The following is a 14879-nucleotide window of genomic DNA, read 5'->3' on the forward strand; positions in this document are numbered from 1 at the left end:
GTTCAGCCCGCCGTCGGCTCGTCGAGCAGCCGGCCGCCGGCCAGTCGGAGCCGGCGGCCGATCCCGATCTCGGCCAGGAACCGCTCGTCGTGGCTGACGACGACGAACGCGCCCTGGTAGGCGTTGAGCGCGCGTTCCAGCTGCCCGGTGCTGATCAGGTCGAGGTTGTTCGTCGGTTCGTCCAGCAGCAGCAGTTGCGGCGCCGGCTCGGCGAACAGGACGCAGGCCAGCGTGGCGCGCAGCCGTTCGCCGCCGGAGAGGACGCCGACCGGGAGGTGCGCCCGGGAGCCCCGGAACAGGAAGCGCGCGAGCAGGTTCATCCGCTCCGCCGGCGGCATCGCCGGTGCGGACGCGGCCAGGTTCTCGGCCACCGTGAGCGCGCCGTCCAGCAGGTCGAGGCGCTGCGACAGGTAGGCGATGCGACCGTCGGCCCGCTTCACGTCGCCACCGTCGGGCTCCAGGTCGCCGTGGATCATCCGCAGCAGGGTGGACTTGCCGACGCCGTTGCCGCCGGTGAGCGCGATCCGCTCGGGCCCCCGGATGGCCAGGTCGACGCCCTCGCCCGCGAACAGCTCCCGTTCGCCGTAGCCCGCGCGCAGGCGTTCTCCCAGGAAGAGCGTGCGTCCGGCGGGCACCGCGGTCCGGGGCAGCTCCAGGGAGATCTTCTGCTCGTCCCGCAACGCCCGCTCGGCCTCGTCCAACCTGGCCTTGGCCGCGTCGACCCGCGCCGCGTGCGTCCCGCTCGCCTTGCCCGCCGACTCCTGCGCGTTGCGCTTCATGGTGCCGGCGAAGATCCTGGGCAGCCCCGCGTTGCCGAGGTTGCGCGCGGCGTTGCTCGATCGGCGCGCGGCGCGTTCGCGCGCCTGCTGCATCTCCCGCTTCTCGCGCTTGAGCTCCTGCTCGACGTTGCGGATGTTCTTCTCGGCGACGTCCCGCGCGGCGTCGACCGCCCGCTCGTACTCGGTGAAGTTGCCGCCGTAGTAGCGGACCTCGCCGCCGTCGATCTCGGCGATCCGGTCCACGCGGTCGAGCAGGGCGCGGTCGTGGCTGACCACGAGGAGGCAGCCGTGCCAGTCGTCCAGCACGTCGTAGAGCTTGTGTCGCGCGTCGAGGTCCAGGTTGTTGGTCGGCTCGTCCAGCAGCAGCACGTCCGGCCGCTTGAGCAGCTGCGCGGCCAAGCCGAGGGACACGACCTGGCCGCCGCTGAGCGTGTGCAGGCGGCGGTCGAGGGCGAGGTCGTCGAGACCGAGCCGGTCCAGCTGGGCGCGGGTGCGCTCTTCCACGTCCCAGTCGTTCCCGATGGTGGTGAAGTGCTCTTCGGCGACGTCGCCGGACTCGACGGCCGCCAAGGCGCGCAGGACCGGTGCGACACCGAGGACCTCGGCGACGGTCGGCTCGCCGGTCAGCGGCAGGTCCTGGGGCAGGTAGCCGAGCACGCCGTCGACGACGACGCTGCCCGCCGACGGCCGCAGCTCGCCCGCGATCAGCTTGAGCAGGGTCGTCTTGCCCGCGCCGTTGGGCGCGACGAGACCGGTGCGGCCGGTCGGGACGGTGCAGGACAGGCCGTCGAAGACGGGGGTGTCGTCGGGCCAGGAGAAGGACAGGCCGGACACGACGACGCAGGTTTCGGACATGGGTGTGAGACCTCGGATGTGACGCGGGCAACGCACTGCCCAAGAGGAAAGGTGGACGACTGGGACGGCCACGGCGCAGATGCCGGTGGCCGATCACATCCGGGGCTCACCCGGAGATGTCGTCTTCACCAATCACGTCGAGTCTCCTTCACACGGCTCTCCATCCGCACGATAGCAAACCCCGCCGACCGCCGCCGAGAACCGGCCGGGAGGCGAGGCCCTGCCCACAGATCAAGACCGGGTGACCGGCGGCGGAACCCGGTGGTCATCGGCCGCGTCCGACGGGTCATGGCAATCGGCCGAATGGCGACCCGGATCTCAGCGGTGCTCGCGCTCGTCGTCACGCTGGTGGCGGTCGACCCCGCGATGTCCGGTGCGTGCGCCTGCGGGGCGTTCGTCGCGAACGACAAGCTGCGCGCGCAGCAGGAGACCGCGCTGGTGGAGCTGACCGGCCGCACCGAGTCGATCACGCTCTCGGTGCGGGCGCGGTCCGAGGCGACCCGGGCGGCGTTCCTGATGCCTGTGCCCGCGCGCGCCCGGTTCGAGGTGGCCGAGGGCGAGCTGTTCACCGAGCTCGACCGGATCAGCCGCCCGGACGTCGAGGTGCGGCGCGTGGTCGTCGACGGCAACGGCGCGGGCGCGCCACCGCAGTCCGAACGCGGCGCCACCGTCGTGGACCACGTCGAGATCGGCCCCTACGAGGTCGCCCAGCTCGCCGGCACCGACGCCACCGCTGTGACGGAGTGGCTGGGCGCCAACGACTTCACCCTGCCCGCCGCCCTCGGAGGCGCGCTCGGGCCGTACCTCGCGGAGGGCTGGCTCGTCGTCGCGGTGCGCCTCGCGCCGACCTCCGGCAGTCTCGCCGACGGCCTGCCGCCGATGCGGCTGGCGTTCGAGACCGACACGCCGGTCTACCCGATGCGGCTGTCCGCCACGGCCGAGGGCAGGCAGCCGCTGCGCCTGTACGTGCTGGCCGACCACCGGGTGGACGTCACCAACCCGGCGCCCGAGGGCGGCGCGCCCGACCTGACGTTCGCGGGCGAGGTGCGGCCCGACCCGCAGTACCCGACGTTGTCCGCGATGCTGACCGGCCCGCGCTTCCTGACCCGCTACGACGCGGAGTTCAGGCCGGCGCACATCACCGACGACATCCGCTTCACCCGTTCGGCGACCGACGAGCCCCACCGCGCGGTCGTGGTCGTCGACGAGTACGTCCGCTCGTCGTGGCCGATGCCCGCGTTGCCGTTGACCCTCCTCGGCTTGGCGCTGGTCGTCGGCGCGGTGGTGCTCGTGCGGCGTCGCCGGTCGGTCAGGGCGTGACGGCGGGCTCGCGGTCCGGCGGTCACTCGAACGGGCAGCCGGGATTCGGCGCGTCCACCGCGAGCGGGCTGCCCGCCGGATTCACGTACAACACCTCCAGCACCAGCGGTTCCGACTCCAGGTTCCGTCCGATGTGGACGTAGCCGGGCCCGCTCTCCTCGGCGATCGCCTCACCGCCGCGGTACACGCCGTCCACCGAGCAGTCGGCGCGGTAGTGGGTCAAGGTGCCCGCCTTGACGAGCCCGAACACCGAGCCGGGGTGGTAGTGCCAGCCCGTCGCGCCACCGGGCGCGATGGTGACCTCCCGGACGACGTACTCCGTGTCACCGACCACGCGTTGGAACAGCGTGACCCCGCTGACCCCGGTACCCGGTGTGGCGGAGGCCGCGGGCGCCACTCCGATGCCCAACACCACCGCCAAGCAGATCCCCACCACGTTGCGCATGCCTCCAGCATCCCCCTGGCCGCCGGCCCTTCGGCGTTGATCACCCGGACGGACGATGGGCGGCCCTCGTGCGGACCTCGTCGTTCCACAGGGTGGGCCGGCGAACCCCGTCCCCCGGCGGGAACCCGTAGGTCCGCACCGAGCGGAGACGTTCGGACGTCCGCACGCACCGTGGCCGCGCTATGGCCGTGCCGGCGAACGCGGAGCAGGCTTCGGACGCCGCTACGTCCTGGGGGGGGACACCGCACGTGTCGTTCGCGCCCTCCCACGTCCGCGGTACGCCATTCCCCTATGTCGAAAGGACACGGCAGTGCCGTCTTCATCGCTCTCACCACGCGGGTCGCGCCGTTCGCCGCTGCGCCGGATCGCCGTCGCGGTGCTGGCCGCCGGCGCGCTCCTGGTGCCCGCCGTGCCCGCGTCGGCCTCGGCGGCGGACGAGCCGGCCGCGGTCGCCCAGCCGACGCCCGACTCGCCGATCAGCGGCAGAACGGTGCCCGCGCTGCGCGGTGACGCGGCCAGAGCCGCGGCCGGCGCGACGCTCGGCGCGCAGGTCCTCGAGCGGGGCGAGGCGTTCCAGGCGAGGCACGACCAGCGCCGGGCCGGTGCCGACGCGGTGACGCTCCCGCCGTGGAGCGGCTCCCTGCACTCGGTCTGGGGCGCGTTCCCGACCGTGGTCTCCGACGGCGCGCAGGCGACCCACACCATCAACCCCGGCATCAGCATCCCGCCGGGCAACCCCGACGTGGTGTACGCGCCGACGCTCGTGCCGAGCGGGAAGACCTGCATCGAGGTCACCACGTTCTACTGGCAGGGCGGCAACGGCGTCGGCGCGTGGGACTGGTGCGCGGCCTCGCCCGGCTTCGCCGCCGTGGCCTGGATCGACTCGACCTTCCTGAGCACCTACACCACGACGTTCCAGGGCCTGCCCGCGTACACCGTGCTGGACGTGCAGACCAACGCCGTGACCAACTCCTGGACGGCCTACCTGTACAACTACACCACCTCGACCTGGGACGCGTTGTTCACCAGCGCCGACCCGATCAAGCTCGTCGACCCGCACGGCGGCTGGAGCATGTTCGAGGTCTACACCGAGTACAACGCGGCCACCGGCGAGGGCTACTACTGCACGGAGACCTACGGCACCCAGTTCCACGCGGCCAACCTCCAGATCAAGGTCAACGGCACGTGGACGGCGCTGACGACGGGCAACTCGTCGGTGACGCCGCCGGGCAGCGTGTCCAGCACCGACTTCGGCTGCTACGGGCTGTCGTTCACCCTGCAGACGGCGAACAGCCACTGGCAGGTGTCGCACTGACCCACCCGGGCCCGCCACCGCGGCGGCCCTGACCGCGGTGGCGGGCGGTCCTGTGCCGCCCGCCACCGCCGGCGGGCGAGCGCCACCCACACGTGCGACTTCCAGGACATAAGCCTCCCCGAGGCGCAGGGCCCTCAGGGACGAGCCGTTCGCCGGAGGGAGCGCGATGACCGGCCTCTTTCGGGCCCGCCGGTCCGGGCCGGGGTTCGTTCGACGACTTCCTGGCGCAGTTCTTCGGCGCCGGGTCGATGGGGCGCGGCGGTCCTACCCGGTCGACATCACCAGCCTGATGAGCGACCAGGCCGGGGAGCTGGTGTCCGACGCGGTCCGGCAGACCGGCCAGTGGGGACGCGCCGACGTGGGCACCGAGCAGCTGCTGTGGGCGGCCACCCGGCAGAGCGGCACCAGGGCGCTCCTGGCACGCGCCGGCGCCGACCCGGACGAGCTGGCCGGCCGGATCGGGCGGCAGTCGACGGCCGGTGAACCGCGTCAGGGCCCGGTGCGGCTGACGCCGGCCGCCAAGCGCGCCCTGCTCGACGCGCACCAGGTGTCGCGGGGCCTCGGTTCCTCCTGCACATCGGCCCGGAGCACCTGCTGCCGGCGCTGGCGGCCAACCCGGAGTCCGGCGCCGGCCGCATCCCGCGCGAGGCGCGGGTGACCCCGGAGACGCCGGCGGGACGGGACGAACCAGCACGTGACCGCGGCTCCCGGCCGTCGTCCGGCGCGCCGTCGGCCACCGCGACGCTGGAGCGGCGCACCGCCTCGGCCACCGCCTCCACCGCCTCGTCCTAGGTCGACAACCGGCTTTCCCGCGTGCTGCTCGACGGCAGCCTCACCCCGGGCACCCGCGTGCGCGTCGACGCGGGCGACGACCAGCTCGCCATCACGACCGCCGACGCCGCGTGAGCCGAGCGGGGCAGCGCCGACGTGGCGGCGAACGCGGACCTGCCGGTCCTCCAGCCGGGCCTAGGAAGGCTTGCGCGCGCCCTTGCACGCCTCGATGCGGGCTTGGAGGAAGCCGAGGCGGGAGTTGGGGAAGTAGTTCTGCCACGGCTCCCCGTCGGCGTGCGGGCCGAGGACGCGGAACTGGTCGACCGCCTCGTCGTGGCGCTTGTCGACCATGAGGGCGGCGATGGCGAGACCGCGGTCGGAGCGCTGCGCCTTCGTGGCTGCTCCTTCACCGGCCAGGCGCGGCAGCAGGACGGCCAGCGCGTCGCGCACCATCGGCGAGCGCCACACCTCCGGGTCGTCCTCGACGCCTTCGAGGGCGGCGATGAGCGGCAACGCGGCCAGGGTCGGCGACGCGTTCATCGCGCGGGTGGCGAAGTCGCACATCAGCTCGTGCGACCCGCTCCACTTGCGGCACCAGTACTGCAGGGCCTGCACGTGTCCGGGCCGGTGGTGCGGCGCGCGGGCGACGAGCTCCTCCCACACCCGGCCGAACCGGTCGTGGTCGTAGGACAGGCCGCGGGCCACCGTCACCAGCGTCGTCCACGGCGTGGGGTCCTCCGGCAGGGCGTCGGCCGCGTGGTGGGCCGCGACCTGCGCCCTGGACAACACTCGGTGGAACCCCTCGAACCGGGCCCGGCTGGTCTGCGCGGCGCGTGCCGTGCCACGCGCCTCCCACGCCACGTGCACCAACGACTGCGCGTGCAGCACGGCGAGATCGCCGTTGTCGGGATCGACCTCGTGCCACTCCTGGAGGAAGGAGCCGTTGCGGACGGCGCAGTCGGCCAGCGCCCGCACGACCTCCTCGCGGCGCTCCCAGTGGCCCCAGGTGGACGACAGCAGCCGCGCGGCGGGCTCCCACCGGCCCTCGGTCGCGGCGGTGGTCGCGGCGCCCAGCTCCGGGTCGGCCGGTCCCCGCACGACCACCTCGACGTCCGGCACGAGTCCCCAGCGGGTGACGTCGACGCGTCCCGTGAGCCGCGCCGCGACCCACTCGTCGGGGAGGTCCTCGACCTCGACGCCGCGTCGCTTGGCCTCCCGCATGAGCGAGATGACGGCGAGGAGCTTCCCGGGCTGCTTCAGCAGGGACAGGACCACGTGGTGCTCTCCTGGGTCGTACCGGCCTGGGCGGGACACGCCTTCGGCGGTGGTCGGTGTGTTTCGCGCGCCGGAGCCGTTGGCGGCAGCTCTCGTTCGACGCGGTCGGTGCTGCCCGTCGGTCTTCCCCCGGACGGTTCCCCCCCGGACTCTCGAAGCGCGGCCGAAGGCGGCGCGCCGGACGCTACCGGCATGATCTACCTGCACGAAGACGGCGATCTGAGATCAAGGACACACCCGTTCGTGTAACGCCGGCGCGTCGTGGCGTGATCGTCGCCCGACACTTCCGGAGTGGGTGATCCGTGGCTAAGGTTCACCGGCTCGGGCCGATCACGGCCTGGTTCTCAGGGGGCTTGGGACATGTTCGGTGCCACTTCGGCGCGCTCGCGGCACGAAGGTCCGAGACGGTCGCCGGCCCTGTTGGCGACGGCCGTGGTGATGGCGTCGCTCGTCGTCGGCCTCACCTCCGACCGCGTGTCGTCGGACCGGACGCCGCCGGTGGCGCAGGACCAGCCGATCCCGCACGCGGACTTCCCGCTCACCGCGCACCCCGCGAACGCCGAACCGGTCGACACCGGTCTGCCCGACGCCGCCTGGCCGGCGCCCGGCAAGGCCACCGTCACCGCGGGCGCGTCGGCGCGGCCGGCGGGCGACCTGCCCGTGACGCTGGCCTCCGAGCAGGACGGGCGTTCGTTCGCGGTCGAGGTGCACGACCAGGAGAGCACGCAACGCGTCGGCGTCACGGGTGTGCTGTTCACCGTCACGCCGGAGGACTCCGGTGAGGCCGAGGTGTCGGTCGGGGTGGACTACTCCGCGTTCGCCAACGCGGCCGGCGCGGACTTCGGCTCCCGGTCGCGGATCGTGCGGCTGCCCGTGTGCGCGCTGACCACGCCCGACGCGGCCGAGTGCCAGGTCCAGGACCCCCTGAGGTCGAGCAACGACCCTCAGGCTCGCGCGGTCACCGCACGGACCAGCGCGGTCGGGCCGACGGTGTTCGCCGTGACCGCGACGGGCAGGGGACCGAGGGGCACCTTCGAAGCCGGCACGCTCCCGCCGTCGAGCGGGTGGTCGGGGTCGGGCGGTGCGGGCGGCTTCGACTGGAGCTACCCCGTCGTGGTGCCGCCGCCGTCGTCGGGCTCCGCGGTCGCGCCGAAGGTCGTGTTGTCGTACAGCTCGTCCAGTGTGGACGGTCGCACGGTCGCGACGAACAACCAGTCGTCGTGGATCGGCCAGGGCTGGGACTACTCGCCGGGCGCGATCGAGCGCACGTACCGCACGTGCGCCGAGGACGGGACGCTGCCCGGGGCGCAGCGGACCGGTGATCTGTGCTGGGCGGGTCAGGTCGTCACGATGGTGCTGGACGGCAAGTCGACCGAGCTGGTCCGCGACGACGCCACCGGCACGTGGCGTGCCGCGACCGACGACGGCGCCCGGGTCGAGCTGCTCACCGGCGCGGTCAACGGCGTGCACGACGGCGAGTACTGGAAGGTCACGTCGACCGCCGGCGTCGGCTACTACTTCGGCCGCAACCGCGGGCCCGGCTACACCGACCAGGAACAGACGAACTCCGCCTGGGCCGTCCCCGTCCACGGTCCCCGCCAAGGCGACCCGTGCCACGACGCCGGTGGCTTCGCCCGGTCGTCGTGCGCGCAGGCGTGGCGGTGGAACCTGGACTTCGTCGAGGACCCGCACGGCAACGTCACGTCCTACTACTACGCGCCGGAGACCAACCACTACGGCGCGAACAACGGCACGGCGGGCGTCTCCTACACGCGCGGCGGGACGCTCAAGCGCATCGACTACGGCTTGCGCAACGCCAACGGCAGCGTCTACGGGGTCGTGGCGCCGAACCAGGTGGTGTTCGACGTCGCCGAGCGCTGCGCGCCGGACGCCGGCTTCGACTGCGACCCGGCCAGGTTCACCCCGGGCAACGCCAAGCACTGGCCGGACGTGCCGCAGGACCAGCACTGCGAACCGGGCGCGGTCTGCAACAACCACGCGCCGTCGTTCTGGTCCACGAAGCGGTTGACCACGATCACGACGCGGTACGACCGGGGAGCCGGGCCGGTGGCGGTCGACCGGTACCAGCTCGGCCAGGTGTTCAAGAACATCGCGCACAAGGAACTGTGGCTCCAGTCGATCACCCGCACCGGGTTCGCCCAGGACGGCACGTCGGTCACCGTGCCGGCGGTGTCGTTCTCGGGCAAGTCGTTCGACAACCGCGTGCACGACTACCGCGAGCTGCCGGCGCTCGCGCACTGGCGGGTCACCACCATCGCGACCGAGACCGGCGCGCTGATCGACGTCGGCTACAGCGCACCCGACTGCGGCGCGTCCGACGTGCCGACCGACCTGGCGGACAACGACCGCCGCTGCTACCCGGTGCGCTGGACGTCGTCGGGCGACGGGGAGCCGACGCTGGACTTCTTCCACAAGTACGTCGTGGACCGGGTGGAGGTCCGGGACCGCAACGGGATCTCGCCGACGCGGGTCACGGCGTACGCCTACCTCGGCGCGCCCGCGTGGCACCACGACGCGGAGGTCGTGAAGCCCGGACACCGCACGTACGGCCAGTTCCGCGGGTACGGCAAGGTCGAGGTGCGCACCGGCGACAGCCGGCACGGCGTCGACGGCGTCCACGACAAGCCGACGCTGACCCGCACGACGTACTTCCGCGGCATGGACGGCGACGTGCTGCCGCGCGACGGCCGTCGATCGGTCGAGGTGGGCAACTCGCTCGGCGAGGAGACCGCCGACCACGACCGGTTCGCCGGCATGGCCTTCGAGCAGGAGGTCTTCGACGGCGACGGCGGAAGCCGGATGTCCACCTCCATCACCGAACCGCGGGTCCTCGGCGGCACGGCGACCCGGCAACGCGTGAACCTGCCCGCGCTGGTGGCCGAGATCGTCGGAGTCTCGCGCACCCGGACCGTCACCGACCTCGCGGCGGGCGGCACCCGCACGGTGACCGGAACCCACCGCCACGACGCGCTCGGCAGGCTGGTGGCGAAGACCGAGTCCGGCGACGGGGTGCCCGACCTCTGCACGACCACGACCTACGCCGACAACACCACCACGTGGGTCCGTGACCGAGTCGCCGAATCCACCGTCTCCCAGCAGGCGTGCCCGCCCCACGGGACACCGCAGACCTCCGTCCTGAGGTCGACCCGCACCTACTACGACGGGCAGAGCACGCTCTCCGCCGTCACCGCAGGCGTCGTCACCCGCCTTGACGCCGCGACGGCCGACACCGGGGGCCGGTTGGCCTACGAGACCACCGCGACGGCGAAGTCCGACCCCGCCGGCCGGTCCGTCGAGGCGACCGACGCCCTCGGCCGCACGACCCGCACCGCCTACACGCCCGCCGACGGCGGCGTCCTCACCAAGACCGTCACCACCAACGCCAAGAACCAGACCAGCACGGTCGAGTTCGACCCCGCGCGCGGCAACCCCGTCGTCAGCCTCGACGTCGGATCACGGCGCACCGACCTCGCTTACGACCCGCTGGGCAGGCTGACCGCCGTCTGGAAGCCCGGTCGGCGCAAGGGCTCCGAGCCCGCCGGCGTGACCTACGACTACCTGCTGCGCACCGACGGTCCGCTCGCGGTCACCACCAAGACGCTCGTGGACTACGGGAGCGGCGCCAACTACGTGGCCAAGGTCGAACTGCACGACGCCTTCGGCCGCCTCCGCCAAACCCAGGCCGACGCGTTCGACGGGGGCCGCGTCGTCACGGACCGGTTCCACGACTCGCACGGCCGGGTGCGGCACACCGACGGCGGCTACGTCACCACCGGCGTGCCGGGCACGACGCTGATCTCGGTCGATCCCCGGTCGGTCACCAGCCGCACGGTCACCGACCACGACGGCGCGGGTCGGCCGGTGCTGGAGACGGCTTACAAGGGGGCCACCCCGACGTGGACGACCAAGACGGTCCACGGGGGCGACCGCGTGACGGTCATCCCGCCCCGGGGCGGCATCACGACCACGGTCATCAGCGACGTGCGAGGCCGTGAGACCGAAGTCCGCGAGTACACCGCAGCACCGGCCGTCAACGGCAACGTCGTGTCCGGCGGCGCCTACCAGGCCACCACGACCGAGCACACGGCGTTGGGGCAGCTCCGGAAGCTCACCGACCCGGCCGGCAACCAGTGGAGCCGCGCCTACGACCTGCTCGGCCGCCGGACGAGCCAGACCGACCCCGACGCCGGCACCACCTCCACCACGTACGACCTCGCCGGGCAGATCGTCTCCACGACCGACGCCGAGGGCAAGACCCTGGCGCACGAGTACGACGAGCTCGGGCGCAAGACCGCCCGGCACGCCGTCTCGGCCGACGGGAAGACCCTCCTGGCGTCCTGGCGGTACGACGGCGCGCCGCACGGCGTCGGCCTGCCCTGGTCCTCGACCCGTCACACGCCCGAGGGCGACTACGTCTCCGGCGTCAGCCACTACAACGGACAGGGCCTGGCCGGCAAGACGTTCGTCCAGGTCCCGGCCGTGGAGACCGGTCTCAACGCGCTGTACACCACCAGCTACGGCCACACGAGCACCGGCTTGCGGACAACCGTCCAGCACGCCGTCGCGGCCGGCGGCTTCCCCAACGGCGAGATCGTCTCCACCACGTACAACCGCTACGGCAAGCCGCTGATGACCGCGGGCTACAACGCCTACGTCACGGACTCGACCTACACGCCGTACGGCGAGGCCCGCCGGTTCACCCTGGGCCCGTCGAACAACACGGCCGGCCTCACCTACGACTACGACGCGCAGACCCGACGCCTCACGCAGGCGACCATGTCCGCGCAGGCAGTCGACCCGCAGGTCGATCACGTCAGCTACACCTACGACCCCGCCGGCAACGTCACCAAGTCCGTCAACACCCAGGGCACCGCGGGCCGCGCGCCCGTCCGCACCCAGTGCTACACCTACGACGCCCTGCGCCGCCTGGACAACGCCTGGACCGCCACCGACGACTGCGCCAACGCCCCGTCGACCACGGCGGGCAGCGCCAACGTCGGCGGCCCCACCCCGTACTGGACGACGTGGACCTTCGACCCCGCCGGCCTGCGCGCCGCGCAGACCCGGCACGCCCTGCCCGGCACGACCGGCGACACCACCACGACCTACCGCCACCCGACCGGCGGCAGCCCCCAACCCCACACGCTCACCAGCGCCACCACCACCGGTCCCGCCGGCCAGACGTCGTCGACCTACGACTACGACAAGGCGGGCAACACCACCAGACGCTCCCTGCCCACCGGCGAACACATCCTCAAGTGGGACCACGAGAACCGGCTCGACACGGTCACCTCACCCGGCGGCAGGACCAAGTACGTCCACGACGCCGACGGCAACCAGCTCATCCGCCGTGATCCGGACCGGACCACCCTCTACCTGCCCGGCCAGGAACTCGCCCGCGACAACACCACCGGCACGGTCATCGGCACCCGGTACTACACCCACGACGGCAGGACGATCGCCGTCCGCGTCGGCAACACCAACCCCACCTACCTCGTCTCCGACCTGCACGGCACCCCGACCGTCGCCATCGGGTCCGTCGGCTTCGCCGTCAGCCGCCGCACCCTGGACCCCTACGGCAACCCGCTCGACCCCGCCGAGGGCGTTCCCTGGCCCGACCGCCACGGCTTCCTGGACGAACCGCTCAGCGACACCACCGGCCTGACCGACCTCGGCGCCCGCGAGTACGACGCCACCACCGGCCGCTTCCTCAACGCCGACACCCGGCAGCGGACCGGCTACGGCTACGCCGACCACAACCCCACCAGCCCCACCCCGCAGCACGGCGTCTGCGCGGCACACGACCACGACACCTGCCGCGAACCTTCGGCGGACTCCTTCATCCCCGGCCCGGCGAAGCACGAGCGCGTCGAACAGCCCCGGTGGGCGGAGGACCGGACCACGGCCTTGTCCGGAACCTCCGCCGTCCCGCACACCGGCCGCTAGAGGAGGTCGAACGCGCTCGGCGAGCCGAGTCGGTGGTTCACCTCGTCCTGGGCCTTGAGGAGTTCGAACTCGGGCGCCCGGTACAGCTCGTGCACCACCGCGCGAGGCGCGCTCGACCCGGCTTCGTCCACCAGCGCGTTGACCGCCAGGCGGTGCTGTTCGCCGCTCGTCCTGAAGGCGTGACCCAGGAGTGGCTCACCACGGGTAGTGGTCGCCGTGATGCCTGTTGACGATGTCGCGAGAGGTGGGGAAGGCCTCGTGGACGGCGACGTTGAACGCGTGAGCCACCGCGGCGCCCAGAGCACCGCCGACGACGAGCCCGATCGCGACCAGCACCGGCGCGCCGAACAAGGTGCCGAGCCAGGCGCCCGCGCCGGCGCCCGTCGCAGAGGCAGTCAGCAGCACGAGGATCTCGGGTTGCCGGTCGGCGCCCAGGACGCCGAGGACGGCGAGGCCCGCGAGCGCGCCGGGCAGGACCAAGCCGACGAAGAAGCCCGCCAGCGGCGTGAACCGGGGGATGTCATGGGTGCTGACGAGCCAATACCCGGTCACCGCGCCGACCGCGCCGACCAAGCCGAAGGCCAGCATCACGACCGCCTCCGCGCGTGATGCCCGATCGAGGTCACGGGCGATGACGCCGACCAGGCCGCCGACGACGCACATCCCGCACAGGACTCCGGCGTAGGCGCCGACGAGGCCGCCCGTCCAGGACTCGACCCGCGCGCCGGCCACGGCTCCGACCACGCCACCCAGGACGACGCCGAGCGCGGTGCCGAGCCGCGCGATCATCGCGGGCCCAGCTTCAGCACGGCCTGGTCGCCCCGCACCACCCCGACCGTGAACGTCTGGCTGTTGAACATGCCCACCCAGCCCGGAGGACCCGCCAGCAGGCCGGTCATGCCGCTCGACGGATCGGGCCGCACACCGGCCTGACCGCCGCCGACCACGACCGTCAGCGGGCCGGCCGGCACGTGCAGCACGTCGCCGGTCTTGACCACGACCTCGCAGATGCCGTCCGCGCACGCGGCGAGGTCGGCGCCGTCGGCGGCGGTGGGCGGCGGGCCCGGGACCTCGGTCGTAGTGGTGGTCGTGGTCGTGGTCGGACGGGCGGTCGACGAAGTCGTCGTCGTGGTCGCGACCGACGACGGAGCCGCAGCGGGGGCCTGCACGGTCCCGCACGCGCCCAGCAGGACCACCGGCAGCGAAGCGAGAACCCGACGGGCGGTGAGAGCGATCATGCGCCGACCGTAGGCCGCCCGCCGCCGGTGCGGTCGCCGGCCGGCCGCTACCGGCCAAGACGCCCGCCACCTCGTACGCTGACCCGCGGACGAGCGGACCGGAGGGTGAGATGGCCGAGACGACGGTGGCCGAGGTGATGGCCGAGCTGTCCGCGCTCGAAGACCTGCGGGCACGCGAGGTGAACGAGAAGCACGGCGACGACCACGGCGTGAACCTCGGCAAGCTGCGCGCGATCGCCAAGCGGCTGAAGACCCAGCAGGAACTCGCGCGCCGGCTGTGGGAGACGGCCGACACCGCGGCGCGGCTGCTGGCGATCCTGATCTGCCGCCCGAAGGCGTTCGAGCGCGACGAGCTGGACGCCATGTTGCGCGAGGCGCGCACCCCCAAGGTGCACGACTGGCTGGTGAACTACGTGGTGAAGAAGCACCCGTCCGCCGAGGAGCTGCGCCTGGCCTGGTCCGCCGACCCGGACCCGGTGGTCGCGAGCGCGGGCTGGGCCCTGACCACCGAACGCGTGGCCAAGAGGCCCGGGGGACTCGACCTCGACGGGCTGCTCGACGTCATCGAGGCCGAGATGGGCGACGCGCCCGACCGCCTGCAGTGGGAGATGAACCACTGCCTGGCCCAGATCGGGATCGACCACCCCGACCACCGCGCCCGCGCGATCGACATCGGTGAGCGGCTGGAGGTGCTCAAGGACTACCCGACCCCGCCGAACTGCACCTCGCCGTTCGCGCCCACCTGGATCGCCGAGATGGTGCGCCGACAGCACGACCGGTAGGCGGCGCGTCAGCGGTGCGAGCCGCGGCCGGGACTTCGTGCGCGGTGTTGACCGGCGCTCGCGCGGCTCGGCAGACTTGCGCGGTGATCGGCGGGGATTCACCCAGGAGAGCGGATCTCCCTCATGGGCCCG

11 protein-coding genes are annotated in these 14879 nt (G+C 72.8%); 5 read left to right on the forward strand and 6 right to left on the reverse strand.

Translation table 11 applies throughout. The annotated features are described in order from the left end of the window. Positions 1-2: 2 nt before the first annotated feature. Positions 3-1634, reverse strand: a complete 1632-nt coding sequence (gene abc-f / locus AB0H12_RS29415) for a ribosomal protection-like ABC-F family protein (protein ID WP_499627175.1) — start codon at positions 1632-1634, stop codon at positions 3-5. 303 nt (positions 1635-1937) lie between these two features. On the opposite strand from abc-f, the gene AB0H12_RS29420 reads away from it, so the two are divergent. Further along, complete coding sequence (locus AB0H12_RS29420) at positions 1938-2954, forward strand: DUF2330 domain-containing protein (protein ID WP_499627177.1); 1017 nt, start codon at positions 1938-1940, stop codon at positions 2952-2954. Positions 2955-2976: 22 nt separating this feature from the next. Here AB0H12_RS29420 and AB0H12_RS29425 read toward each other — a convergent pair whose 3' ends face one another. Further along, positions 2977-3399: a cupin domain-containing protein gene (locus AB0H12_RS29425; protein WP_499627179.1), complete on the reverse strand. Its 423-nt coding sequence runs from the start codon at positions 3397-3399 to the stop codon at positions 2977-2979. Between the two features lie 310 nt (positions 3400-3709). On the opposite strand from AB0H12_RS29425, the gene AB0H12_RS29430 reads away from it, so the two are divergent. Beyond that, positions 3710-4714: a carbohydrate-binding protein gene (locus AB0H12_RS29430; protein WP_499627181.1), complete on the forward strand. Its 1005-nt coding sequence runs from the start codon at positions 3710-3712 to the stop codon at positions 4712-4714. A gap of 289 nt (positions 4715-5003) precedes the next feature. Then, on the forward strand, positions 5004-5372 hold the full coding sequence (locus tag AB0H12_RS29435) for a Clp protease N-terminal domain-containing protein (protein ID WP_499627182.1): 369 nt from the start codon (positions 5004-5006) through the stop codon (positions 5370-5372). Between the two features lie 308 nt (positions 5373-5680). Here the strand turns inward: AB0H12_RS29435 and AB0H12_RS29440 are convergent, their stop codons facing one another. Further along, positions 5681-6760, reverse strand: coding sequence for a DUF4034 domain-containing protein (locus AB0H12_RS29440; RefSeq protein WP_499627184.1), 1080 nt, complete (start codon positions 6758-6760; stop codon positions 5681-5683). Between the two features lie 438 nt (positions 6761-7198). Here AB0H12_RS29440 and AB0H12_RS29445 point away from each other — a divergent pair, with 438 nt between their 5' ends. Then, on the forward strand, positions 7199-12727 hold the full coding sequence (locus AB0H12_RS29445; RefSeq protein ID WP_499627185.1) for an RHS repeat-associated core domain-containing protein: 5529 nt from the start codon (positions 7199-7201) through the stop codon (positions 12725-12727). Here AB0H12_RS29445 and AB0H12_RS29450 read toward each other — a convergent pair. The 3 genes from AB0H12_RS29450 to AB0H12_RS29460 all read right to left on the reverse strand — a co-directional run bounded on the left by AB0H12_RS29450 (position 12724) and on the right by AB0H12_RS29460 (position 13965). Then, on the reverse strand, positions 12724-12858 hold the full coding sequence (locus tag AB0H12_RS29450) for a hypothetical protein (protein ID WP_499627186.1): 135 nt from the start codon (positions 12856-12858) through the stop codon (positions 12724-12726). The genes AB0H12_RS29445 and AB0H12_RS29450 overlap by 4 nt on opposite strands. Positions 12859-12922: 64 nt before the next feature. Continuing rightward, positions 12923-13516: a hypothetical protein gene (locus AB0H12_RS29455; protein WP_499627188.1), complete on the reverse strand. Its 594-nt coding sequence runs from the start codon at positions 13514-13516 to the stop codon at positions 12923-12925. Then, the gene (locus AB0H12_RS29460; protein ID WP_499627190.1) at positions 13513-13965 is read right to left on the reverse strand and encodes a hypothetical protein; all 453 of its coding nucleotides are present in this window, start codon (positions 13963-13965) and stop codon (positions 13513-13515) included. The genes AB0H12_RS29455 and AB0H12_RS29460 overlap by 4 nt, the downstream gene beginning before the upstream one ends. 110 nt (positions 13966-14075) lie before the next feature. On the opposite strand from AB0H12_RS29460, the gene AB0H12_RS29465 reads away from it, so the two are divergent. Then, positions 14076-14747, forward strand: a complete 672-nt coding sequence (locus AB0H12_RS29465) for a DNA alkylation repair protein (RefSeq protein WP_499627191.1) — start codon at positions 14076-14078, stop codon at positions 14745-14747. Positions 14748-14879 lie beyond the last annotated feature (132 nt).

This window comes from Actinosynnema sp. NPDC023794 (assembly GCF_040639675.1).
Taxonomy (GTDB): domain Bacteria; phylum Actinomycetota; class Actinomycetes; order Mycobacteriales; family Pseudonocardiaceae; genus Actinosynnema; species Actinosynnema luteola.